Annotated in this window: 20 protein-coding genes, 1 tRNA gene and 1 pseudogene; 9 read left to right on the top strand and 13 right to left on the bottom strand. The window is 70.5% G+C overall.

What is annotated here, in order from left to right:
- Positions 1–45 precede the first annotated feature (45 nt).
- From pknB to RNL97_RS16185, 6 genes are all read right to left on the bottom strand, one after another.
- Positions 46–2,040 (bottom strand): Stk1 family PASTA domain-containing Ser/Thr kinase, encoded by a 1,995-nt coding sequence (pknB, locus tag RNL97_RS16210; protein WP_313750855.1) that lies wholly within the window; start codon positions 2,038–2,040, stop codon positions 46–48.
- Between the two features lie 171 nt (positions 2,041–2,211).
- Positions 2,212–3,669, bottom strand: coding sequence for a peptidoglycan D,D-transpeptidase FtsI family protein (locus tag RNL97_RS16205; protein WP_030585908.1), 1,458 nt, complete (start codon positions 3,667–3,669; stop codon positions 2,212–2,214).
- A complete protein-coding gene (locus RNL97_RS16200; protein WP_030585906.1) occupies positions 3,666–5,066 on the bottom strand; it encodes an FtsW/RodA/SpoVE family cell cycle protein in 1,401 nt (466 codons plus the stop codon). Before RNL97_RS16200 ends, RNL97_RS16205 begins: the two co-directional genes overlap by 4 nt.
- Before the next feature lie 22 nt (positions 5,067–5,088).
- Positions 5,089–6,588, bottom strand: coding sequence for a PP2C family protein-serine/threonine phosphatase (locus RNL97_RS16195; RefSeq protein WP_030585903.1), 1,500 nt, complete (start codon positions 6,586–6,588; stop codon positions 5,089–5,091).
- A gap of 129 nt (positions 6,589–6,717) precedes the next feature.
- Positions 6,718–7,236, bottom strand: coding sequence for an FHA domain-containing protein FhaB/FipA (locus RNL97_RS16190; protein WP_010060367.1), 519 nt, complete (start codon positions 7,234–7,236; stop codon positions 6,718–6,720).
- A 10-nt stretch (positions 7,237–7,246) separates the two neighbouring features.
- Positions 7,247–8,104: an FhaA domain-containing protein gene (locus RNL97_RS16185; protein ID WP_030585901.1), complete on the bottom strand. Its 858-nt coding sequence runs from the start codon at positions 8,102–8,104 to the stop codon at positions 7,247–7,249.
- A gap of 313 nt (positions 8,105–8,417) precedes the next feature.
- Between RNL97_RS16185 and RNL97_RS16180 the strand changes: the two genes are divergently transcribed.
- Together RNL97_RS16180 and RNL97_RS16175 are read left to right on the top strand one after the other, a co-directional pair.
- A tRNA-Leu gene (locus tag RNL97_RS16180) sits at positions 8,418–8,500 on the top strand.
- 275 nt (positions 8,501–8,775) lie between these two features.
- Complete coding sequence (locus RNL97_RS16175) at positions 8,776–9,606, top strand: ScbR family autoregulator-binding transcription factor (RefSeq protein WP_243314403.1); 831 nt, start codon at positions 8,776–8,778, stop codon at positions 9,604–9,606.
- A gap of 132 nt (positions 9,607–9,738) precedes the next feature.
- On the opposite strand, the gene RNL97_RS16170 is transcribed toward RNL97_RS16175, so the two are convergent.
- Positions 9,739–10,350 (bottom strand): FMN-dependent NADH-azoreductase, encoded by a 612-nt coding sequence (locus RNL97_RS16170; RefSeq protein WP_030585899.1) that lies wholly within the window; start codon positions 10,348–10,350, stop codon positions 9,739–9,741.
- A gap of 147 nt (positions 10,351–10,497) precedes the next feature.
- Between RNL97_RS16170 and RNL97_RS16165 the strand changes: the two genes are divergently transcribed.
- From RNL97_RS16165 to RNL97_RS16150, 4 genes are all read left to right on the top strand, one after another.
- Complete coding sequence (locus RNL97_RS16165) at positions 10,498–10,848, top strand: winged helix-turn-helix transcriptional regulator (RefSeq protein WP_030585897.1); 351 nt, start codon at positions 10,498–10,500, stop codon at positions 10,846–10,848.
- A 253-nt stretch (positions 10,849–11,101) separates the two neighbouring features.
- The gene (locus RNL97_RS16160) at positions 11,102–12,400 is read left to right on the top strand and encodes a DUF2252 domain-containing protein (protein ID WP_313751635.1); all 1,299 of its coding nucleotides are present in this window, start codon (positions 11,102–11,104) and stop codon (positions 12,398–12,400) included.
- 101 nt (positions 12,401–12,501) lie between these two features.
- Positions 12,502–13,482, top strand: a complete 981-nt coding sequence (locus RNL97_RS16155; protein ID WP_313750854.1) for a J domain-containing protein — start codon at positions 12,502–12,504, stop codon at positions 13,480–13,482.
- 93 nt (positions 13,483–13,575) lie between these two features.
- Positions 13,576–13,920, top strand: coding sequence for a rhodanese-like domain-containing protein (locus RNL97_RS16150; protein ID WP_030585891.1), 345 nt, complete (start codon positions 13,576–13,578; stop codon positions 13,918–13,920).
- A 142-nt stretch (positions 13,921–14,062) separates the two neighbouring features.
- On the opposite strand, the pseudogene RNL97_RS16145 reads toward RNL97_RS16150, so the two are convergent.
- The 6 genes and pseudogenes from RNL97_RS16145 to paaA all read right to left on the bottom strand — a co-directional run bounded on the left by RNL97_RS16145 (position 14,063) and on the right by paaA (position 18,982).
- Positions 14,063–15,229: pseudogene (locus RNL97_RS16145) on the bottom strand (acyl-CoA dehydrogenase family protein).
- A gap of 93 nt (positions 15,230–15,322) precedes the next feature.
- Complete coding sequence (locus RNL97_RS16140; protein ID WP_243314402.1) at positions 15,323–16,381, bottom strand: 2Fe-2S iron-sulfur cluster-binding protein; 1,059 nt, start codon at positions 16,379–16,381, stop codon at positions 15,323–15,325.
- A complete protein-coding gene (gene paaD / locus RNL97_RS16135) occupies positions 16,382–16,879 on the bottom strand; it encodes a 1,2-phenylacetyl-CoA epoxidase subunit PaaD (protein WP_006125944.1) in 498 nt (165 codons plus the stop codon).
- The gene (gene paaC / locus RNL97_RS16130) at positions 16,873–17,589 is read right to left on the bottom strand and encodes a 1,2-phenylacetyl-CoA epoxidase subunit PaaC (RefSeq protein ID WP_313750853.1); all 717 of its coding nucleotides are present in this window, start codon (positions 17,587–17,589) and stop codon (positions 16,873–16,875) included. The genes paaD and paaC overlap by 7 nt, the downstream gene beginning before the upstream one ends.
- Entirely contained in the window at positions 17,586–17,876 is a 291-nt protein-coding gene (gene paaB / locus RNL97_RS16125) for a 1,2-phenylacetyl-CoA epoxidase subunit PaaB (protein ID WP_010060350.1), read from the bottom strand. Before paaB ends, paaC begins: the two co-directional genes overlap by 4 nt.
- Positions 17,873–18,982, bottom strand: coding sequence for a 1,2-phenylacetyl-CoA epoxidase subunit PaaA (gene paaA, locus RNL97_RS16120; RefSeq protein WP_243314400.1), 1,110 nt, complete (start codon positions 18,980–18,982; stop codon positions 17,873–17,875). Before paaA ends, paaB begins: the two co-directional genes overlap by 4 nt.
- 115 nt (positions 18,983–19,097) lie before the next feature.
- Here paaA and RNL97_RS16115 point away from each other — a divergent pair, with 115 nt between their 5' ends.
- From RNL97_RS16115 to RNL97_RS16105, 3 genes are read left to right on the top strand one after another with little or no spacing between them, the layout of a single operon-like run.
- On the top strand, positions 19,098–19,940 hold the full coding sequence (locus tag RNL97_RS16115; RefSeq protein WP_390332961.1) for a DUF5819 family protein: 843 nt from the start codon (positions 19,098–19,100) through the stop codon (positions 19,938–19,940).
- The gene (locus RNL97_RS16110) at positions 19,937–21,310 is read left to right on the top strand and encodes an HTTM domain-containing protein (RefSeq protein WP_313750852.1); all 1,374 of its coding nucleotides are present in this window, start codon (positions 19,937–19,939) and stop codon (positions 21,308–21,310) included. The genes RNL97_RS16115 and RNL97_RS16110 overlap by 4 nt, the downstream gene beginning before the upstream one ends.
- Positions 21,307–21,990, top strand: a complete 684-nt coding sequence (locus RNL97_RS16105; protein WP_030585878.1) for a TrmH family RNA methyltransferase — start codon at positions 21,307–21,309, stop codon at positions 21,988–21,990. Before RNL97_RS16110 ends, RNL97_RS16105 begins: the two co-directional genes overlap by 4 nt.
- The last annotated feature ends 2 nt before the right edge of the window (positions 21,991–21,992 follow it).

The raw sequence follows: 21,992 nt of genomic DNA, 5'->3' as shown, positions 1-21,992 counted from the left end.
GATGGTGACCGGGGCCCTTCCCGTGTCGGGTGCGGTGGGCGTGGTTCAGTCGTCGCCCAGGCCTCCGATGAAGCCCCCGCCGTTGCCGCCGTTCCCGCCGCCCTCGATGGTCACGAGGACGACGGTGCTGCCCTTGTCCGCCTGGGTGGTCGGCGCCGGGCTGCTGGTGATCACCCGGGCGTTCGGCTTGTCGACCGAGTTCGGGGCGAGCTGGACCACGAACCCGAGTCCTTCGAGCTGGGCCTTCGCGTCCTGGTACGACTTGCCGCCGAGGTCACCGGGGATCTGGACCTGCTCCGGCTGGGCCGGGCCCTTGGAGACCTTGAGGACGATCTGCACGTCCTTGCCCTGCTTGCTCGGGCCCGTGGGGGTCTGCTCGATCACCTCGCCGGCCGGCTTGTCCGACTCCACGTCGGTCCGCGAGACGTTGGTGAACCCGATGCCGCGCAGCTGCTGCTCCGCTGCCTCGAACGTGCGGGTCCGCATGTCGGGCAGGTCGAGCGTGGCCTGGACGGCCAGGGTGATGGTGACCTCGGACTCCTCGTTGGCCTTCGCGCCGCCCTTGGGGTCCTGCTTGATCACCGTCCCCTCGGGCTTCTCGGACTCTTCCGTGGTGACGTTGACTGTGAAGCCGTCTCCTTCGAGAACCTCGCGGGCGCCGTCCTCGGACTTCTCCAGGACGTTGGGGACCTCGACCTGCGGCGCTCCGGACGAGACGACGACCGTGACGGTGCCGTCCTTGTCCATCATCGCGTCGGGCGACGGGTCCTGGGAGCAGATCTGGCCCTTCTCCTGCTGCTCGCACGGCTCTTCGGCGCCCTTTGCGACGGTGACGCCGGATCTGGACGCGAGCGTCTGCGCTTCCTCGAGCGTGGAGCCCACCAGGTTCGGGGCCTTGACCTGGTTGTCGCCCCCGTTCTCGGAGAAGATCACCCGGCCGATCAGGATCGCGCCGACCAGGACCAGGATGCCCGCGACGACCAGCAGGATCGTCGAGGTGTTGCTCTTCTTCTGCTGGCGCCGGCGGCCCTGGCGGTCGTCGTAGCCGTAGCCGCCGTCGTCCGGGTTGACCGGCGGCAGCATCGAGGTCTGCGCGTTGTTCGGGTCGGCCGGGCGCAGGGCGGTGGTGGGCTGGTCGGGGTTGTAGCCGTCGTAGCCCCCGTACCCCGCGGCGCCCATCGCCGCCGTGGCCGCGACCGGCTGGCCGTCGAGGCATGCCTCGATGTCGGCGCGCATCTCGTCGGCGGACTGGTAGCGGTAGTCCGGGTCCTTGGTGAGCGCCTTCAGCACGATCGCGTCCATCTCGGGCGTGATCTCGGGGTCGAAGGTGCTCGGCGGCTGCGGCTCCTCGCGGACGTGCTGGTAGGCCACCGCGACGGGCGAGTCCCCGACGAACGGGGGCCGCACGGCGAGCAGCTCGTAGAGCAGACAGCCGGTGGAGTACAGGTCGGAGCGTGCGTCGACCTGCTCGCCCTTGGCCTGCTCCGGGGAGAGGTACTGGGCGGTGCCGATGACCGCGGCGGTCTGCGTCATCGTCATTCCGGAGTCGCCCATGGCGCGGGCGATGCCGAAGTCCATCACCTTGACCTGACCGGTGCGCGTCAGCATGACGTTCGCCGGCTTGATGTCGCGGTGGACGATCTGGGCGCGGTGCGAGTACTCCAGGGCCTGCAGAATGCCGACGGTCATCTCCAGCGTGCGCTCGGGGAGCAGTCTGCGGCCGGAGTGCAGCAGTTCCCGCAGCGTCGATCCGTCGACGTACTCCATCACGATGTACGGGATGGAGACCCCGTCGACGTAGTCCTCGCCGGTGTCGTACACGGCGACGATCGCGGGGTGGTTGAGCGAGGCGGCCGACTGGGCCTCTCGGCGGAACCGGGCCTGGAACGACGGGTCACGGGCCAGATCGGCCCGGAGCGTCTTCACAGCTACGGTGCGGCCGAGCCGGGTGTCGTGGGCGAGGTAGACCTCGGCCATGCCACCACGGCCGAGCACCGAGCCCAGCTCGTACCGGCCGCCGAGGCGACGCGGCTCTTCCATAACTGTTCCAGCCCTCTCCGTCAGTCCCGACCGCACCCGTGTGTGGTCCGCGGCGGTGCGCTGTTCGCGCATACGCTACCGGGCACGGGTTACGTGATCAGCCCGCACCCGTCAGCCGATATCCGACCGGTATGCGATGTCCGGTATGACGGGCGGCAGCCGTGGCGGGTCTCACTTCTTGCTGTCGATGACCGCCTTCATCACGTCGCGCGCGATGGGGGCGGCCAGGCCGCCACCGGAGATGTCGTCCCGGTTGGCGTTGCCGTCCTCGACCACGACGGCGACGGCGACCGGGGAGCCGTTGTCGGTCTTCGCGTACGAGATGAACCAGGCGTACGGCTTCTCGCTGTTGTTCAGACCGTGCTGGGCGGTACCGGTCTTGCCGCCCACTGTGACGCCGGGGATCTGCGCGTTGGTTCCCGTGCCGTCCTTGACCACGGTCTCCATCATCTGCTGGACCTTCTGGGCGTTCTCACCGGAGAGCGCGCGGCTGAGTTCCTCGGGCTCGTGGGTGTAGACCGGGTCGAGGTTGGGCGCCTGGCGCTCGGCGACCATGTACGGCTGCATCAGCTTGCCGTCGTTGGCGATCGCGGAGGCCACCATGGCCATCTGGAGCGGGGTGGTCCGGTTCGATGCCTGACCGATGCCGGCCATGGCGTTCTGCGGCTTGTTGTCCTCGGGGTAGATGCTCGCGTCGGCGCGGACGGGCGTGAAGACTTCCTTGTTGAAGCCGAACTTGTCCGTCTGCTCGATCATCTTCCGGTTGCCGAGGTCGTCGCTCATCTTCCCGAAGACGGTGTTGCACGACCAGCGCAGGGCCTCCCGCAGCGAGGCGTCCTTGCAGGGGATGCTGCCCTCGTTCTTGAGCTCCGTGGTGGACTGCGGAAGCGTCCAGGGCAGTGGCGAGTCCGTTTTGGCGTCGATGTCGTCGTACAGCCCGTTCTCCAGGGCGGCGGCGGCGGTGACGACCTTGAAGGTGGAGCCCGGGGGGTAGGTCTCGCGCAAGGCCCGGTTGAGCATCGGCTTGTCCTTGTCCTTCAGGAGCTTCTGCCGGTTGTCCGAGTCCTCCATGGAGTTCCCGGCGAAGACCGAGGGGTCGTAGGACGGGGTGCTCGCGAGGGCGAGGATGGCACCGCTCTTGGGATCGAGGGCGACCACCGCGCCCTTCTTCTCGCCGAGCCCCTTGAAGGCGGCCTTCTGGGCGGCGCCGTTCAGCGTCGTGACGATGTTGCCGCCGCGCTTCTTCTCGCCGGTGAACATCGACAGCGTCCGGTCGAAGAACAGCTGGTCGTCGTTGCCGGTGAGGATGCCGTCCTCCAGGTTCTCCAGCTGCGAGGAGTCGAAGGCCTGGGACGAATAGCCGGTCACCGGGGCCCACAGGGGGCCGTTCTTCCAGACCCGCTTGTACTTGAAGTCGCTGTCCTCGGTCTCGACGGAGCCGGTGATCGCCTTGCCGTCGACGATGATGTCGCCGCGCTCGTGGGCGTACCGCTCGATCTCGACGCGGCGGTTGTACTTGTGGCTGTTGAGTTCGTCGGCACGGACGTACTGGAGCCAGTTGTCCCGGATGAGGAGCGCGAGGACGAGGATTCCGCAGAAGACGGCGATCCGGCGCAGCGGCTTGTTCACGGTCGGACCACCTGGGTCATTTCGGCGTCGGTCGACGGTGAGGGGGCCGGAGCCGGGCGGCGGGCGGTATCGCTGATTCTGATCAGAATGGCGATCAGGGCCCAGTTGGCGAGCACCGAGGAACCGCCTGCGGCCAGGAATGGCATCGTCATACCGGTGAGCGGGATGAGGCCCATCACGCCGCCGGCGACGACGAACACCTGGATGGCGAACGAGCCGGAGAGGCCGATCGCGAGCAGCTTGCCGAACGGGTCACGGGCCGCCAGGGCGGTGCGTACGCCCCGCTCGACGATCAGGCCGTAGACGAGAAGCACGGCCATCATCCCGGCGAGCCCGAGCTCTTCGCCGACCGTGGCGAGGATGAAGTCGGAGTTGGCGGCGAAGCCGATCAGGTCGGAATTGCCCTGCCCGAGTCCGGTGCCCAGCGTGCCTCCGGAGCCGAAGGCCATCAGGGACTTCGCCATCTGCTCGCTCGCGGCCACCTCGCCCCAGCCCGCGAAGGGGTCGAGCCAGGCGGTGACGCGCTGCTGGACGTGCGGTTCGAACGTGGCGACGCTGACCGCGCCGACTGCCGACATCAGCAGACCGAAGACGATCCAGCTGGTGCGCTCGGTCGCCACGTAGAGCATGACGACGAACATGCCGAAGAAGAGCAGCGAGGTGCCGAGGTCGGTCTCGAAGACGAGGATCAGGATCGACATCGCCCAGATGGCGAGGATCGGGCCGAGGTCCCGTCCGCGGGGCAGGTACAGGCCCATGAAGCGGCGGCTGGCCAGGGCCAGCGCGTCCCGCTTGACCATCAGGTAACCCGAGAAGAACACGGTGATGATGATCTTGGCGAACTCGCCGGGCTGGAGCGTACCGAAGCCCGGGATCTTGATCCAGATCTTGGCGCCGTTCACGGCGGGGAAGAACATCGGCAGGATCAGCAGGAACAGCGCCACGACCATGGAGATGTACGTGTAGCGCTGCAGGATGCGGTGGTCCTTCAGGATGGCCAGGACCGCGACCAGCGTGCCCACGCCGATGGCGGAGAACAGCAGTTGCTTCGAGGCGGCCGGGGCGAAGGTGCTCAGGGCCTGGAAGCGTTCTGACTGGTCCAGGCGCCAGATCAGCGCCAGGCCCAGGCCGTTGAGCAGGGTGGCCAGGGGCAGCAGCAGCGGGTCGGCGTACTTGGCGAACCTGCGCACCACGAGGTGGGCGACCCCGCCGAGCAGGGCGAGCCCCGCCCCGTAGCCGAGCATTCCCGAGGGCAGTTCGCCGTTGAGGGCGAGGCCCACGTTGGCGTAGGCGAACACCGAGATGGCGACGGCGAAGACGACGAGTACCAGCTCGGTGTTGCGGCGGCTCGGTGCGTCGATCGCGCCGATGGTGGTCGTGTTGGTGACAACGCTCATGGTGCTGAAGGCCCCCTACGGCTTACTGCTTACCGCACTGCGGGACCAGCTTCTTCTCTTCCTCCGAGAGGCTGGGGCCGGGAGTGGGAGCGGTGGTCGGCTTGGTCCCCTTGGCGGAGGACGTGGCGGAAGTCCTGGTGGCGGGGGCTCCGGCGGTGCCGCCGGCCTCGCCCTCGCCCGTACGGGCCCGGTTCTCGGCTTCGGCCGCGCGGCGCTGCGCGTCCTTCTTGCAGGCGGAGGCCTGGGCGGCCAGCTCGGCGATCTTCTCGCGGGCGTCGGTGATGTTGCCCTCGGCGATCGTCGACTCGACCTGCTTGCGCTGGTACGGCGGCAGGTACTTGAGCTCGATCTCGGGGTGGTTCTTCGAGACCTTCGAGAGCGAGACCCAGGCGAGGTCCTGGCTGATGCCCTGGAACAGCGCGACGTTCTCGTCCTTCGCGCCGACGTAGTACTGCGTCTGCGTCCAGCGGTAGCCGCCGTACAGACCGCCGCCGATCACGGCCAGCGCCAGCACGATGTAGACGGAACGCTTCAGCCATTTACGGCCGCCGCGCGGTTTGACGAAGTCGTCGTCCGTATAGGAGTCGTAGGAGCCGTCCGGCATGCCGCCGTAGCCGGGGTCACCGCTGCCGGGCGGGCCGAAGCCGCCGGAGGGCGGGGGCACGGGGCGGCCGAGGCCCGCCGCGCGTCCGGCGGGCGTCTGCATGGCCCCGCCGTCGCCCAGCTGGGCCTGGTTCTCCGCGACCGCGCCGACGACGACCGGGGTGTCGTTGAGCTGCCCGGCCAGGGTGTCGTTGTTGTCGACGTCCAGGACGTCGGCGACGATGCAGGTGATGTTGTCGGGGCCGCCGCCGCGCAGGGCGAGCTGGATCAGCTCCTGGATGGTCTCCTGCGGGCCCTGGTAGCTGGCGAGGGTCTCTTCCATCGTCTGGTGGGAGACCACGCCGGAGAGGCCGTCCGAGCAGATCAGATAGCGGTCGCCGGCCCGGACCTCGCGGATGGAGAGGTCCGGCTCGACGTGATCGCCGCTGCCCAGCGCCCGCATCAGCAGGGAGCGCTGCGGGTGGGTGGTGGCCTCTTCCTCGGTGATCCGGCCCTCGTCGACGAGGCGCTGCACCCAGGTGTGGTCCTGGGTGATCTGCGTCAGGACGCCGTCGCGCAGCAGATAGGCGCGGGAGTCGCCGACGTGCACCAGGCCGAGGCGCTGACCGGTCCAGAGCAGGGCGGTGAGCGTGGTGCCCATGCCCTCCAGCTGGGGGTCCTCCTCGACCATGACGCGCAGCTGGTCGTTCGCCTGCTGCACGGCCGAGCCGAGCGAGGTCAGGAGGTCGGACCCCGGTACGTCGTCGTCGAGCGGGACGAGCGTGGAGATCACCTCGGAGCTGGCGACCTCACCGGCCGCCTGACCGCCCATGCCGTCGGCGATGGCGAGCAGCCGGGGACCGGCGTAACCGGAGTCCTCGTTGCCCTCCCGGATCATGCCCTTGTGCGACCCGGCGGCGAAGCGCAGCGACAGACTCATGCGCACCTCGCCCGTCGGCTCGGGGTACAGCCTGTCTCGAGCCACACTGCCCACCCTCCGGTCGGGAACCGGGCAGCGTCCGCCGTCGGGACCGCCGCGGCTCGCTCGCTCCGCTCGCTCATTGTCGTACTACTTCCGCAGCTCGATGACGGTCTTGCCGATACGGATCGGCGCGCCCAGCGGAACTGGTGTCGGGGTGGTGAGCCGGGTCCGTTCCAGATACGTGCCGTTGGTGGACCCGAGATCCTCGACGATCCACTGGCCGTCACGGTCCGGGTAGATCCTGGCATGCCTGCTGGACGCGTAGTCGTCGTCCAGCACGATCGTTGAATCGTGGGCCCGGCCCAGGGTGATGGTCTGGCCCTGGAGCGCGACCGTGGTGCCCGTGAGCGAGCCTTCGGACACGACCAGCTTGGTCGGCGCCCCGCGGCGCTGCCGGCCCGGCTGCTGGCGCTGCTGGGGCGGCGCCGCTTGTTGTTGTTGGCGCCCCTGCTGGGGGCGCGTGTCGGCGGCAGTGCGGCGTGAGCCGCGCTGCGTGACGCGCGTTCCGAACAGGTCGCTGCGGATGACCTGTACGGCCACGATGACGAACAGCCACAGAACAGCCAGGAAACCTAGCCGCATGACCGTCAGGGTCAGCTCTGACATTGCCCCCGCTTCACCCTTCGGCTTGCCGGTAAACGATGGTGGTGCTGCCCACGACGATCCGCGAGCCGTCGCGGAGCGTAGCGCGGGTGGTGTGCTGCCCGTCCACCACGATGCCGTTGGTGGACCCGAGATCCTGGATCGTCGAGGGCGTTCCGGTCCGGATCTCACAGTGCCGGCGCGATACGCCGGGGTCGTCGATCCGCACGTCGGCGTCGGTGGATCGTCCCATCACCAACGTCGGGCGGGAAATCTGATGGCGGGTGCCGTTGATCTCGATCCAGCGTCGCGTCCGGGCGTCCGGCAGGGGGCCGGGCGCCGTCGGCGGGCGCCGGTCGCTCGTGGGGGCCGAGGGCCGTCCGGCGCCGGGCGGCGGGGCCGCGGGCATCGGCGGAGCGGCGCTCGGGGGGTAGCCGTAGCCGCCGGGAGCCGGCTGGGCGCCGGGCCGTCCGGCCGGGGGCTGGTGGGGGTGGGCCGACGGGTCCTGCTGTGACGTGCTCGACGCCAGTGTGCGGCTGCGGACCCGGTAGAGCCCGGTGTCGAGGTCGTCGGCCTTCTCCAGGTGGACCTTGATGGGGCCCATGAACGTGTACCGCTGCTGCTTGGCGTAGTCGCGCACCAGGCCGGAGAGCTCGTCGCCCAACTGCCCCGAGTACGGGCTGAGCCGCTCGTAGTCGGGGGTGGAGAGCTCGACGATGAAGTCGTTGGGGACGACGGTCCGCTCGCGGTTCCAGATCGTCGCGTTGTTGTCGCACTCGCGCTGGAGGGCGCCGGCGATCTCGACAGGCTGCACCTCGGACTTGAAGACCTTGGCGAAGGTGCCGTTGACCAGCCCCTCGAGGCGCTGCTCGAAACGCTTCATGACCCCCATGGGGCACCTCCTCCGTTGTCATCGTCCCTGTACTGCTTACTGATCGTATCCACGCGTCGGGAAATCGGCTGGTTCCCCTTGTCTGGGCTGTGGATGAGTGTCACCCCTCACACGGATCGTAGAGGTGGCCTCCTCACAGTGTCCCGCACCCGGGACGCACTCAGGAGGAGTGGGGGCGACGGTTCGGGGTTCCCGCTTCCCCTCCCGGAGCCGGCGAAACAACGGATGTGAATCCACCCTGTCCAGCGTGCTAATCTTCCGTTTGTCGCCAGGCGCTCACCCCCCGAGGTGAGAGTCTGAAAACACCACTCATGCGCGAGTGGCGGAACGGCAGACGCGCTGGCTTCAGGTGCCAGTGTCCTTAGGGACGTGGGGGTTCAAATCCCCCCTCGCGCACAACGGCAGGTGCTTGCAGCTGCTGAAGTTGAATCGGGAGAACCCCCGCTTCGGAGAGATCCGGAGCGGGGGTTCTTCGTTGTTCCGTGTTTCCCGATGGAGTTGCCCCGTGTTTTCGGCGGACGGGCGGGGTACGGACAGCGGATGTGGGCACGGTTTCCGGACAGACCGATGGCCGGTGCAACGGCGCACTTGCATACGCTGGCCGCAGAGGTTGGATCGACGGCGGCTCGGCGGTGAAGGGCTGAGCGCACAGAACGTCCCGGAGGCAGGAAATGGCGAAGCAGGCTCGCGCGGTCCAGACGTGGCGGTCGATCGTGGATGCCGCGGCGAGCGTCTTCGACGACTACGGCTACGAGCGTGCCGCCATCTCGGAGATTCTCCGTCGGGCCAAGGTCACCAAGGGGGCCCTGTACTTCCACTTCGCCTCCAAGGAGGCCATCGCGCAGGCGATCATGGACGAGCAGACCTCCACGGTCGAGTTCGAGCAGGAGGGGTCGCCGCTCCAGTCCCTGGTGGACGGTGGCCAGCAGTTCGCTTTCGCGCTGCGCCACAACGCCATGGCCCGGGCCGGCACCAGGCTCTCCATCGAGGGCGTCTTCCTCGGCGGACCGCATCCGTGGGGCGACTGGATCGACGCGACGGCCCGGATGCTGGAGCTGGGGCAGGAGCGCGGCGAGGTGTTCCCGCAGATCGACCCGATGGTGTCGGCCAAAATCATCGTCGCCTCGTTCACCGGTATCCAGCTGGTCTCGGAGGCCGACTCCGGGCGGGCCGATCTGCGCGAGCAGGTCGCGGAGATGTGGCGCCACATCCTGCCGTCGATCGCTCACCCCGGTGTCATCGCCCACATCAAGCCCGAGGGCCGGGTGGATCTGGCGGCCCAGGCGCGTGAGAAGGCGGAGCGGGAGGAGCAGGAGGCCAGGATCGCCGCGGAGGCCAAGGAGGCCGGCTCCGATCCCGCGACGGAGACGGGCTCCCGGACGGGCGGGGCGGGTCTGCGGGGCGGTGGTTCCGCTCGCGGTACGCGGGCCGGGCAGCCCGGCGACGAGGGCGACGAGGAGCCCGCGGGCGCGGGGATGGCGGCAGCCGGAGGGGCTGTCTGATCCACGAGCGGACGTGCCGGGTCTCACGTTCTATGTTTCACGTGAAACGTCCGATTGATCATGATGCGGCGGGGCCGCGGAGTTCGTAGAAGCTCCGCGGCCCCGCCGCATTTCTTGAGGTCTGCGGTTCTCTCAGGCGGCGAGGCGGGTGGCGAGGGCCTTCGCCTTCACCCGGGCGTCGTCGAGCGCCTGGGCGCGGGAGGCCTCGGCGAGCGGGACCAGCTCGGCCATCGACGGCTGCGAGTGCGCGAGGGTCAGCTCCGGAACGATGAAGTCCACCTCGGTGGAGAACATGCCCGCGAACACCTTCTCCAAGTAATTCTGGACAAATTCGAAGCCCTCACGCGGGGTGCCCGGAGCATAGGAACCGCCGCGACTGGCGACGACGGTCACCGGGGTCCCGGCGATGGGGGAGTCGGGGCCCGCGTTGTGCCCGACGATGATCACCTGGTCCAGCCATGCCTTGAGGGTGGACGGGATCGTGAAGTTGTACATCGGTGCACCGATCAGGACGGCGTCCGCCGCGGCCAGTTCGTCGGCCAGTTCGCGGCGCAGCGGGTCGTCGGCGCCCGCCGCCGTGGCGCCGGCGTCCAGGTGGGGCAACGGATCGGCGGCGAGGTCGCGGTGGACGACGGTGCCGTCCGGGTGCTGCTCGCGCCAGGCCTCGACGAACGCGGCGGTGATGTCGCGGGAGGCGGAGCCCTGGGGGAAGACGGCGGAGTCGAGGTGCAGAAGCGTGGCCATGGGGATCTCCACAGAGAGGGGAAGGGGGCGCGGGTGGGCGGACGAGGCCCCACGGGCGTCCGAAGCTAGCCGTTACGTACGTAACTACTAATAGCATAGCTACTTATTTTTAGTAAGCTGCCGACGTCGGCGCAGTAGGCTAGAGGTATGGCGGATCACAGCGAAGAGGCCTGTCGGCGGGTCGATGTGGGGATCAGTCGGGTCTTCGAGTTGTTCGGCAAGCGCTGGACCGGCCCGATCGTCTCGGTGCTGCTGCAGCGACCGGTGCACTTCGCCGAGTTGCGCAGGGCGATTCCCGGGATCAGCGAGCGCATGCTCTCGGACCGGCTGACCGAACTCGGCGCGGCGGGTCTGGTGATCCGCGAGGTCGACGAGGGGCCACCGCTGCGCGTCGCGTACCGGCTCACCGAGGCCGGTACCGCGATGGAGCCCGCGCTCAAGGAGCTGGGGCAGTGGGCGGACACCTATCTGGCACCGGAGTCCGGCAGCGGCTGCTGATACAGCCTCCTGAATCGGCGGTACCGTCGTGCTCGGCCGCTGCTGGGCAGGGCTGCTGGCCGGGCGGGACAGCCGGGCAGCCGACGAGCGCGTACGAGGGTGGGGGAGGCGACGCCCCATGGGCGTGACCGGGACGACGACGTCTGAACAGCGTGCCGAGGAGCCGGATCCGCGTATTCCTGTCGTGCCCGGGTTCGCCCGGCGTGGGGCGGCGAGTTCACCGAAGGCGGCGGGCAAGGCGCTCCGCGACCGGGTGCCGCGGTCCTCGCACGCCTCGCTGGTCCTGCCGCCGGGACGGCCGGACGCGGTGCGGGCCGTCGAGGAGTCGAACCGGGGCCGTGTGCCGGGTCTGACGCCGATACGGGTGGGCCGGATGGCGGCCACCCCCTTCGCGTTCCTGCGGGGCGCGGCCGGGCTGATGGCCCACGACCTGGTGGGCAGCCCGGTCACCGGGGTGGGCGCCCAGCTCTGCGGCGACGCGCACGCGGCCAACTTCGGCCTCTACGGCGATGCCCGGGGCAGCCTGGTCATCGATCTCAACGACTTCGACGAGACCGTCTTCGGACCGTGGGAGTGGGACCTCAAGCGGCTCGCCACCTCTCTCGTACTCGCGGGCCGGGCCGCCGGGGCCGACGAGGACACCTGCCGCCGGGGCGCGTACGACGCTGTCGGCGCCTACCGCCGCACGATGCGGCTGCTGGCCCGGCTGCCCGCCCTCGACGCCTGGAACGCGATCGCGGACGAGGAGCTCGTCTCCCACACCGACGCGCGTGACCTGGTCGGCACCCTGGAGCGGGTCTCGGAGAAGGCCCGCAACAACACCAGCGCCCGTTTCGCCGCCCGGTCCACGGAGGAGTGCCGCGACGGCGGCCGGCGCTTCGTCGACGCCCGGCCCGTGCTGCGCCGGGTGCCGGACGCCGAGGCCGCGGCCGTGGCCGCCGGCCTCGGCGGCTACCTCTCCACCGTCTCCGAGGACCGGGTGCCGCTGCTGGCCCGGTACACGATCCACGACGTCGCGTTCCGGGTGGTCGGCACCGGCAGCGTGGGGACCCGGTCGTATGTGGTGCTGCTGCTCGACCACCGGGGAGAGCCGCTGGTCCTCCAGGTGAAGGAGGCGCGCCCCTCGGTGCTCGCGCCCTACTTGCCCGCGGTCGGTTTCGACGCACCGGAGGTGGCGCACGAGGGCCGCCGGGTGGTGCTCGGGCAGAAGCGGATGCAGGTCGTCAGCGACATCCTGCTCGGCTGGGCGGACGTCGACGGCCGGCAGTTCCAGGTCCGGCAGTTCCGGAACCGCAAGGGCAGTGTGGACCCCGCCGCGCTCGCCGCCGACCAGGTCGACGACTACGGGCGGATGACCGGCGCGCTGCTCGCCCGGGCGCACGCTCACAGCGCCGACCCCCGCCTGCTCGCGGGCTACTGCGGCAAGAACGACGAGTTCGACGAGGCGGTGGCCGCCTTCGCGGTGACGTACGCCGACCGTACGGAAGCGGATCACGCGGAGCTGCTGCGGGGGATCAAGGCGGGCAGGCTGGCCGCCGACTTCGGTGTATGACCGTATGACCGGTCCGTGTCCGGCGCGCGCGTGAGGCGGTGGGCCCGGCCCGGGCCCACCGCGTGTGCCGTGCCGCCGGGCTGTGGCCATACGCTGGACGGGTGACCCACGAAGCCGCCGGGGTGCCGACCACCCGGAACGATGAAGACCGGCAGGACAACGTCCCGCAGGACAGCGACAACGTCCGGCAGAACGAGGCCGAGCCGGACGCGCCCGGGCCTGCCTCCGAAGACCGGGACGCCGCGGAGTCGCCGGACGCTTCCGGCGCCGGGGAGTCCGCGGCGTCCGCCGGTTCCGAGGGCGCCGAGCCGCGCCCGGAGGCCCGGCTGGCACGGGCGGTGCAGGCCGCCGAGCAGGCGCTGATCGAGTTCGAGATCGCGGTGGAGACCTTCCGGGTGGAGGTCGAGAACTTCTCCCGGCTGCACCACCAGAAGCTCGGCCCGATGTACGCGCGTCTCGACGAGCTGGACGCGCTCATCGCGGAGGCGCGGGCGGCGAAGACCGGGGATCCGGAGGACGAGCGCAAGGCGCGCGAGGCGCGGGCGGTCGTCATGCCGATGCCCGGGGTCGACGAGCTGTTCCACGACTGGATGGACACGGACGGGCTGTCCCCCGAGGCCGCGGCCATGCTCACCGAGCAGCCGGTCCGGCCGCCGAAGCGGGTCAGGCCGAGCGAGGAGGCCCGCCGGCTCTACCGGGAGCTGGCCCGCAAGGCGCACCCGGATCTCGCCCAGGACGAGGTGGAGCGGCAGCGCCGGGACGAGTTCATCGCCCGGGTGAACGCCGCTTACGGCCGCGGCGACGTGGAACTGCTCAAGGAGCTGGTGGCGGAGTGGGAGGCCGGTCCTGTGCAACCGCCCGCCCCGCTGAGCGAGAGCGAGGAGCTCTACGCCAGGCTGGAGTGGCTCAGCCGGCGCAAGGAGCTGCTGACGGTACTCGCCAAGGAGCTGGAGGACGGCGCGATCGGCTCGATGCTGCGGATGGCCCCCGACGACCCGGACCAGTTGCTGGAGGACATCGCGGAGCAGCTGCTGGGCGAGGTGTCCCGGCGCGAGGCCGAGCTCGCGGAGATGACGCAGTAGGCGGAGTGCGGCAGGCGGGGTGCAGTAGCGTTCCGGGTGACTCTTCTGTGAGTGGACGACTCTTCCGCGTATGTACGAGAGAAGGCATGACCCATGAATTTCGCCCCGCTGCCCTCGGTGGACGCCGCGGAGGTGCCGTCGGACGGCTTCGTCCTGGACGTCCGTGAGAACGACGAGTGGGCGGCTGGTCACGTCGAGGGCGCGCTGCACATTCCGATGAGCGACTTCGTGGGCCGGTTCGGCGAGCTGACCGAGGCGGCCGGGGACGGTCGGCGCGTGCATGTGATGTGCCGGGTGGGCGGCCGGTCGGCCCAGGTCACGCAGTACCTGGTCCAGCAGGGCATCGACGCGGTGAACATCGACGGCGGCATGCAGGCGTGGGACGGCGCGGGTCGTCCGATGGTCACGGACAACGGGACGCCCGCCTTCGTTCTCTGAGCTTTGCCGGATCGTTCTCTGAGCTTTCCCGGATCCGGGACCGGAACCGGGGGTGGGCCGGGGCCTGGGCCGGGCCCCGAGCCTGCTCGGCCCGGTCCGGGAACCCGGAACCAGGCCCCGGGCCCGGCGGCGCGGGCCGGTGTCAGCCGAGCGGGTGGGCGGCCAGCAGGTCTCCCAGCGCCTCCTCGTGGGCCGCTGCCGGGCCGAGCGAGAGCTCGATCTGCTTCGCCCACGCGTGGTAGCGGTGCAGCGGGTAGTCGGTGTCCGCGCCGAAGCCGCCGTGCAGATGCTGGGCGGTCTGCACGACGCGTCGCACTCCGTCGGAGGCCCAGATCTTCGCCACGGCGACATCTCCCGCCGCCGGAAGCGGGCCCCCGGCGTCTGTGGAGATCCGCCAGGCGGCCTGCCAGAGGGTCGCCTCCATCGCCCGTAGATCGAAGTACCGGTCGGCGGCCTGGACCGCCACCGCCTGGAACGTCGCGACCGGAAACCCGAACTGCTCGCGTTTGCCGGTGTATTCGGCGGTCATCGCGAGCACCCGCTCGCCCAGCCCGAGCGCCAGTGCGCACGTCCCCGTGGTGAGCAGGGACCGCAGCCAGTCCCAGCAGCCGGCTGCCTCGATCAGCTCGCGCGCTTCCAGGCGCACGGCGTCGAGCCGGACCTCGGCCAGGCGTTCACCGCTGGTGGAGAACCTGGTCCGCCAAGGTGACGTCGTCGCGGGCACGGGGCACGAGGGCCAGCACCGGGTGGCCCCCGCCGGTGTGCGCGGGGACGGTGATCCAATCGGCCGCCCGGGCCCACGGAACCGCGGCCTGGACCCCGTCGAGCACCCAGCCGGAGCTCCGGGCCGGGCCGCTCCCCGTCACCCTCCCCGTACGGCCGGGCGGAGACGGCGAGTTCGGCCGGATCGTGGCCACTGCGGCCGTTGGCGCCGACGGTCAGGATCAGCTGGCCCCGGCCGGCCCGGGGCAGCAGCTCCGCCGCGAGGGTGCGATCGCCGTACCGCTGGACGGCCATCGCCGCCGCACAGCTCTCCAGCAACGGGACTCTGGCCAGCACTCTGGCCGACTCCCGCAGGACCAGGCAGAGCGCGATCGGGTCCAGGCCCGCGCCCCCGTGGTCCGGCGACAGCGTGAGCCCGAGCAGATCCGTGCGGGCCAGCTCGTGCCACAGGTGCCGGTCGATGTCCTCCGCCACTGCGGCCCGGGGTCAGGGCGTGGCTGGGTGCGCGGTCGGGTGCGACATCCGAGAAGACGGCCCTGGCCGCCTCGGCGGCCGCCTGCCGTTCCTCGGTGGAGGTGAAGTCCACTGTCCCAGCCTCCCGTTGACCTGAACTAGCTGACGGGTCGTCAAGATGGAACAGGTTCTCGGCGAAGGGAACAGCGCGGCGGCCCGCTGGGCCTCAGCGGTCGAAGTCCAGCTCCACCTCCGGGGTGAGCGGATGAGACTGGCAGGCCAGCACGAAGCCCGCCTCCGTCTCCTCCGGTTCCAGGGCGAAGTTGCGGTCCATCCGGACCTCGCCCGATACGAGGAACGCCCGGCAGGTCCCGCAGACCCCGCCCTTGCACGCGTACGGAGCGTCCGAGCGGCCCCGCAGCACCGTCTCCAGCAGGGGTTCCGCGTTCTCCACGGGCCAACTGCCCGAGCGGCCGTGGAGGGTGGCCGTCAGCACCGAGTCGGACGGGGCGGCGACCTTGGCCACCGTCACATCGGCGGGGCCCTCGTCGACGTGGAAGATCTCCTGGTGGACCCGGGAACGGTCGACGCCGAGCGCCTTCAGTGCCTTCTCCGTACCCCGGACGAGGCCGAGCGGTCCGCACAGGAACCAGCCGTCCACCTCCGCGACCGGCAGTACGGCGGGCAGCAGGCCGGTGAGCCGTTCGGTGTCCAGCCGCCCGGAGGGGAGCCCGGCCGACTGCTCCTCCCGGGAGAGCGCGGTGACCAGTTGGAAGCGGTCCGGATAGCGGTCCTTGAGGTCGGCCACCTCGTCGAGGAACATCGTCGAGGCCGCCGTGCGGTCGCTGCGGATCAGACAGAACCGGGCCGTGGGCTCCCGGTCCAGCAGGGTGGCCGCCATCGACAGCACCGGAGTGATGCCGCTGCCGCCGACCACCGCCGCGAACCGGCCCGGGCGCGGCTTCAGGACGAAGCGGCCCATCGGAGGCATGGCCTCCACCTGGTCCCCGACGGCCAGTTCCTTCAGGGCGTACGTGGAGAACGCCCCGCCCTCGACCATGCGGATGCCCACCCGCAGCACCGGTTCGCCGGGCTGTTCGGTGGCCGGTGCGCAGATCGAGTAGGAACGGCGGACCTCCTGGCCGTCCACGGTGTAGCGCACGTTCAGATGCTGGCCGGGGGTGTGGCGGAAGGTCTCGCGCAGCTCGGCCGGCACCGCGAGGGTCACGGCCACCGCGTCGTCCGTGATCCGTTCGATCGCGCTGACCCGGAGCGGATGGAACATCTACAACTCCTTGAAATGGTCGAACGGTTCACGGCAGGCGACGCAGCGGCGCAGGGCCTTGCACGCCGTGGAGGAGAACCGGCTGAGCAGCTCCGTGTCCGTGGAGCCGCAGTGCGGGCAGCGCACGGAGAGCGTCAGCGGCACGGGGCCGCCGTCGGTGCTGTGGGCGCGCGGTGGCGCTATGCCGAACTCCGCGAGCTTGCGGCGCCCTTCGGCGCTGATGTCGTCCGTCGACCAGGCCGGTGCCAGGACCGTGACCACGGAGACCTCCGGCACGCCGTGGTCGTGCAGGACGCGCTCGATGTCGGCGGACATCGCCTCGATCGCTGGGCATCCGGTGTACGTCGGAGTGAGCCGCACGGTCACCCGGCCCGGGCCCTCCACCTGGACATCCCGCAGGACGCCCAGCTCCGCCAGGGTCAGCACCGGGAGCTCGGGGTCGGGCACGGAGCCGGCCAGCTCGCGCAGCTCCGCCTCCAACAGCGTGTCGGTCACCATGACGCCTCCGGGTGACTGCGGTGCAGGTGCTGCATCTCGGCGATCATGCGGCCGAACGGCTCGGTGTGCAGGCCCTGCCGGCCCGCGCCCGCCGCCCAGCCTCCGGACCGCGGGCCCGCGGGGAGGGTCAGAGTGGCGCGCTCGACGACGTCGGTGACGGCGGCGAGCCAACCGCTCTGCAGCGCCTGCCAGTCGACACCGGATTCCGGGGAATCCAGCCCTTCGACCGGCTGGAACATCTCACCGGTGAACCGCCACAGCGCGTCCAGGCCGCTCTGCATCCGGCCGTGGCTCTCCTCGGTGCCGTCCCCGAGCCGCAGAACCCACTGCTCGGCGTGGTCGCGGTGGTAGGCCACCTCCTTCACGGCCTTGGCCGCCAGGCCGGCGAACTCGCCGTCCCCGGCCGCCAGTCGCTCGTACAGCAGGTGCTGATACACCGAGAAGTAGAGCTGCCGGGCGATGGTGTGGGCGAAGTCCCCGTTCGGCTGCTCGACCAGCTGGAGGTTGCGGAAGGCGCGCTCCTCGCGGAGGTAGGCCAGCTCGTCCTCGTCGCCGACGAGCGAGAGCAGCACCCGTGCCTGCCCCAGCAGGTCCAGGGCGATGTTGGCGAGCGCCACCTCCTCCTCCAGGACGGGGGCGTGTCCGGCCCACTCCCCCAGCCGGTGCGAGAGCACCAGCGCGTCGTCGCCGAGGGCGAGTGCGGCGTTCACAGGTGCTTCACCCCGTCCGGGATCTCGTAGAACGTCGGGTGGCGGTAGGGCTTGTCGCCGGCCGGCTCGAAGAAGGAGTCCTTCTCGTCGGGGGAGGAGGCGGTGATCGCGGTGGACGGGACCACCCAGATCGAGACGCCCTCCGAGCGGCGGGTGTAGAGGTCGCGGGCGTTGCGCAGGGCCATCTCGGCGTCCGGCGCGTGCAGGCTGCCCGCGTGGGTGTGGGACAGTCCGCGCCGGGAACGCACGAACACCTCCCACAGAGGCCAGTCGGTCGAGCTGCTCATGCCGTCTCCTCCACATGCTGCGCGGACGCGCTGGTCTGTGCCGATGCCGATGCCGATGCCGGTGTCCGGGGCGATGCCTGTGCCGGGGTGTGCTTGGCGGCGTACGCGGCTGCCGCGTCCCGGACCCAGGCGCCCTCCTCGTGGGCCCTGCGCCGCTGGGTGATCCGCTGTTCGTTGCAGGGGCCGTTGCCCTTGAGGACCTCCTGGAACTCCGACCAGTCGATCGCGCCGAAGTCGTGGCTGCCCAGCTCCTCGTTCCACCGGATGTCGGGGTCCGGGAGATCCAGGCCCAGCGCTTCGGCCTGGGGCACGCAGATGTCGACGAAGCGCCGGCGCAGCTCGTCGTTGGAGTGCCGCTTGATCTTCCAGGCCATGGACTGCTCGGAGTGCGACGAGGCGTCGTCCGGCGGGCCGAACATCATCAAGGAGGGCCACCACCAGCGGTTCACCGCGTCCTGGGCCATGGCGTGCTGGGCCTCGGTGCCACGGCTGAGGGCGAGCAGCAGCTCGTACCCCTGGCGCTGGTGGAAGGACTCCTCCTTGCAGATGCGGACCATCGCGCGGGCGTAGGGGCCGTAGGAGCAGCGACAGAGCGGCACCTGGTTGGTGATCGCCGCGCCGTCCACCAGCCAGCCGATCGCGCCGACGTCGGCCCAGGTCAGCGTGGGGTAGTTGAAGATCGACGAATAGCGCTGGCGGCCCGCGTGGAGCTTGTCGAGCAGCTCCTCGCGGCTGGTGCCCAGGGTCTCGGCAGCGCTGTAGAGGTACAGGCCGTGGCCCGCCTCGTCCTGCACCTTGGCCATGAGGATCGCCTTGCGGCGCAGCGAGGGCGCCCGGGTGATCCAGTTGGCCTCGGGCTGCATGCCGATGATCTCCGAGTGGGCGTGCTGGGCCATCTGGCGGATCAGCGTCGCCCGGTAGGCGTCCGGCATCCAGTCGCGCGGCTCGATCCGCTCGTCCGCCGCCACGGCCGCGTCGAAGGCCGCGAGGTGGTCCGCGGCCGCCGCGTCCATCTCACCCGCCGCAGCCGTCGAACCCGCGCCGCCCGCCGCATTCGCCGTGCCGAGCGTCTTCTGCGTCGTCTGGTGCGCAGTCACTGCCGCCATCCCGGGCTCCCTACCGACCGATCGTTCGGTTCCTTGACTTCAATGGTGAGTCGGAGGCCCGTAGGGTGTCAACCCTGTGGATAACTGAGTGGTGATCGACGGTGAGCGGGGCGGGATGGATTCGGACCACGACAGGAGCTCTGCGGGCGGGGGGAAGGACGCCTGGCCGCAGGTGTCGAACCGTCCGGCGGAAGCGCGTGACACCCCCGATGCCCTACCACCGGACCACGCGGTCACCACGCCCCCGATGCCCTCGTCGCCGGTGCCGGACCCCTCGGTCACCGGCCGGGGCATAGCCGGGTTCTCGACTCCGTACCAGGTGGTCGCGGCCCTCGCGCTGTCCCTGATCGGGCTGCTCGCCTGCACACAGGTGGCCATGGTGTTCCTGCACGTCGCCCCGTCCAACACGCTGACCAAGGAGCACGGGAAGACCATCGACCGCTGGATCTACCCGGAGTTCGAGCAGAACTGGAAGCTCTTCGCGCCCAACCCGCTCCAGCAGAACGTCGCCGTCCATGTGCGGGCCGAAGTGGTCGGCGCCGACGGCCGCCGCACCACCCGGTGGATGAACCTGACCCACGAGGACGGCAAGGGGATACGCGGCAACCTCTTCCCCAGCCATGTCGACCAGAACGAGCTCCGCCGGGGCTGGGACTTCTACGTCAATTCCCACGACAGCCAGAACCGCCCCAACGGCCTGCGCGGGGATCTCTCCGAACGCTACGTGCGGCGCATCGCGATGCTGCGGCTGAGCGAGCACGACTACGGCGGCACGATCGAACGCATCCAGCTCCGCTCCGCCACCAGCTCCATCGCCCCGCCCCCGTGGAGCACCGAGAAGATCAGCACCCGGCCCGTCCACCGTGTACTCCCCTGGTGGACCGTGACCCCCGACGATCTTCCCGAGCATGCGGCGGAACAGGGCCGGGACGCGGCCCGTGCGGAGGCGAACCAGTGACCATCCCCTCGCCCCAGACCCCGCGGAACCCGGCTCCGCAGCCGACCGGCCCGCGGTCGACCGGGCCCCGGCCACATGGTGCCGGTGGACCCGGTGGTGGTCTGGCCCGTGGCCTCCAGCGTGTCACCGCCGCGGCCCTCGGCCCGTACCAGAGCGCCGTCGTCCGGATCGGTTTCGCCGCCACCTACCTCTTCTTCCTGCTGCGCGAGCTGCCGCACCGCCATGAGCTGTACGGTCCGGACAGCCCGTGGCACTGGGACCTGGCCCGCCAGCTCACCGACGGCAACGAGGCCTTCTCCGTCCTGATGTGGACCGACAGCACCGTCTGGTTCGAGGCGGTGTACGTCCTCACCCTGCTGGCCGCGGCGGCGCTGATGGTCGGCTGGCGGACCCGGACCGTGTCCGTCCTCTTCATGGTCGGCGTGCTCTCGGTGCAGAACCGCAGCATCTTCATGGGAGACGGCGGCGACAACGTCGTCCACCTCATGGCGATCTACCTGGTGCTGACGCGCTGCGCCCAGGTCTGGTCGCTGGACGCCCGGCGTGCGGCGCGCAACGCGCAGCGTGCCGCTGAGGGCCTTCCGCCCCTCCGGGACATCGTGGGCCCGGTGCTCTGGGTGCTCCTCGGCCCCGTCCTCGCGACGGCCACCCTGATGGGCGGACTCGGCGGCACCTGGTGGCTGCCGACGCTGCTGTGGATCCTCTGGCTCTCCGCCGCCGCCTGGTGGGCCGTGAACCGCTGGGCGCCCCGGAGTGAGCCCCGCACCCTGCTCGATGTGCTGGCCAATCTCACGCACAACGCCACGCTCGCCGTGATCATGGCCGAGGTCTGTCTGATCTACGCGACGGCCGGCTGGTACAAGATCCAGGGCTCGCGCTGGCAGGACGGCACCGCGCTCTACTACCCGCTCAACCTCGACTACTTCACCCCGTGGCCCGCCCTGTCGGACATCCTGGGGGCCAGTGGGCTGATGGTGATGGTGCTGACGTACGGCACGGTCATCGTCCAGGTCGCCTTCCCGTTCACGCTGTTCAACCGGCGGGTCAAGAACGTCCTGCTGGTCGTCATGATCTGCGAGCACGCGGGGATCGCCCTGCTTCTCGGGCTGCCCTTCTTCTCCATGGCGATGATCGCGGCCGACGCGGTGTTCCTGCCGACGGCCTTCCTCGTGTGGCTGGGCACCCGGGCCACGACCGGCAGGCGGCGACTGCTCTCCCGGCTGCCCGGCCTGTCCCGTACGCCGGGGAAGCCCGGGACGCCCACCCACGCGGACGGACGTCCGGCGGACGGCCCGGCGCAGGGCGGCCACGGCGGTAGGGACGAGCCCCGGCTCCAGGGCGGCGGCGGGGGCCATACGCTCGTCGGGTGAGCAGTGAGACCGGCAGCACCCAAGAACCCCCGGCGGAACCCCTCCAGTACGACGACGGCTACGGCCAGCCGATCGGTGTCGGGCCGCACCCGCTGCCCTGGCCCGATGACGAGCGGTACGACCCCGAGCTGCTGGCCCGGGGCGACCGGCGCAACGTCGGTGACGCGTACCGCTACTGGACGCGGGAGGCGATCGTCGCCGATCTCGACCTGCGGCGGCACGACTTCCACGTGGCCGTGGAGAACTGGACCCACGACTTCAACATCGGCTCGGTGGTCCGGACCGCCAACGCCTTCCTGGCCAAGGAGATCCACATCGTGGGCCGGCGGCGCTGGAACCGGCGCGGCGCCATGGTCACCGACCGCTACCAGCATGTGCGCCACCACCCCGACACGGCGGACCTGACCGCCTGGGCGGCGGCCGAGGGGCTGCCGATCATCGGGATCGACAACCTCCCCGGCGCCGTACCGCTGGAGCGCACCGAGCTGCCGCGCCGCTGCGTCCTGCTGTTCGGGCAGGAGGGGCCGGGCCTCACCGAGGAGGCGCGCGAGCACGCCACGACGGTGTGCTCGATCGCGCAGTTCGGCTCGACCCGGTCCATCAACGCCGGAGCCGCCGCGGCCATCGCGATGCACGCGTGGATCCAGCGTTACGCCGACGTCCCGGACCCCCGCCGGTAGCG

The sequence above is a fragment of the Streptomyces parvus genome, assembly GCF_032121415.1.
In the GTDB taxonomy this organism is placed as follows: Bacteria; Actinomycetota; Actinomycetes; order Streptomycetales; family Streptomycetaceae; genus Streptomyces; species Streptomyces globisporus_A.
The sequence above is the reverse complement of the archived record's forward strand: the minus strand, read 5'-3'. Positions and strand labels throughout refer to the sequence as shown.

Coding starts and splice junctions, on each gene's coding strand:
- pknB (WP_313750855.1), bottom strand. CDS start 2,040: ATGGAAGAGCCGCGTCGCCTCGGCGGCCGGTACGAGCTGGGCTCGGTG.
- RNL97_RS16200 (WP_030585906.1), bottom strand. CDS start 5,066: ATGAGCGTTGTCACCAACACGACCACCATCGGCGCGATCGACGCACCG.
- RNL97_RS16195 (WP_030585903.1), bottom strand. CDS start 6,588: ATGAGTCTGTCGCTGCGCTTCGCCGCCGGGTCGCACAAGGGCATGATC.
- RNL97_RS16190 (WP_010060367.1), bottom strand. CDS start 7,236: ATGTCAGAGCTGACCCTGACGGTCATGCGGCTAGGTTTCCTGGCTGTT.
- RNL97_RS16185 (WP_030585901.1), bottom strand. CDS start 8,104: ATGGGGGTCATGAAGCGTTTCGAGCAGCGCCTCGAGGGGCTGGTCAAC.
- RNL97_RS16175 (WP_243314403.1), top strand. CDS start 8,776: ATGGCGAAGCAGGCTCGCGCGGTCCAGACGTGGCGGTCGATCGTGGAT.
- RNL97_RS16170 (WP_030585899.1), bottom strand. CDS start 10,350: ATGGCCACGCTTCTGCACCTCGACTCCGCCGTCTTCCCCCAGGGCTCC.
- RNL97_RS16165 (WP_030585897.1), top strand. CDS start 10,498: ATGGCGGATCACAGCGAAGAGGCCTGTCGGCGGGTCGATGTGGGGATC.
- RNL97_RS16150 (WP_030585891.1), top strand. CDS start 13,576: ATGAATTTCGCCCCGCTGCCCTCGGTGGACGCCGCGGAGGTGCCGTCG.
- RNL97_RS16140 (WP_243314402.1), bottom strand. CDS start 16,381: ATGTTCCATCCGCTCCGGGTCAGCGCGATCGAACGGATCACGGACGAC.
- paaD (WP_006125944.1), bottom strand. CDS start 16,879: ATGGTGACCGACACGCTGTTGGAGGCGGAGCTGCGCGAGCTGGCCGGC.
- paaB (WP_010060350.1), bottom strand. CDS start 17,876: ATGAGCAGCTCGACCGACTGGCCTCTGTGGGAGGTGTTCGTGCGTTCC.
- paaA (WP_243314400.1), bottom strand. CDS start 18,982: ATGGCGGCAGTGACTGCGCACCAGACGACGCAGAAGACGCTCGGCACG.
- RNL97_RS16115 (WP_390332961.1), top strand. CDS start 19,098: ATGGATTCGGACCACGACAGGAGCTCTGCGGGCGGGGGGAAGGACGCC.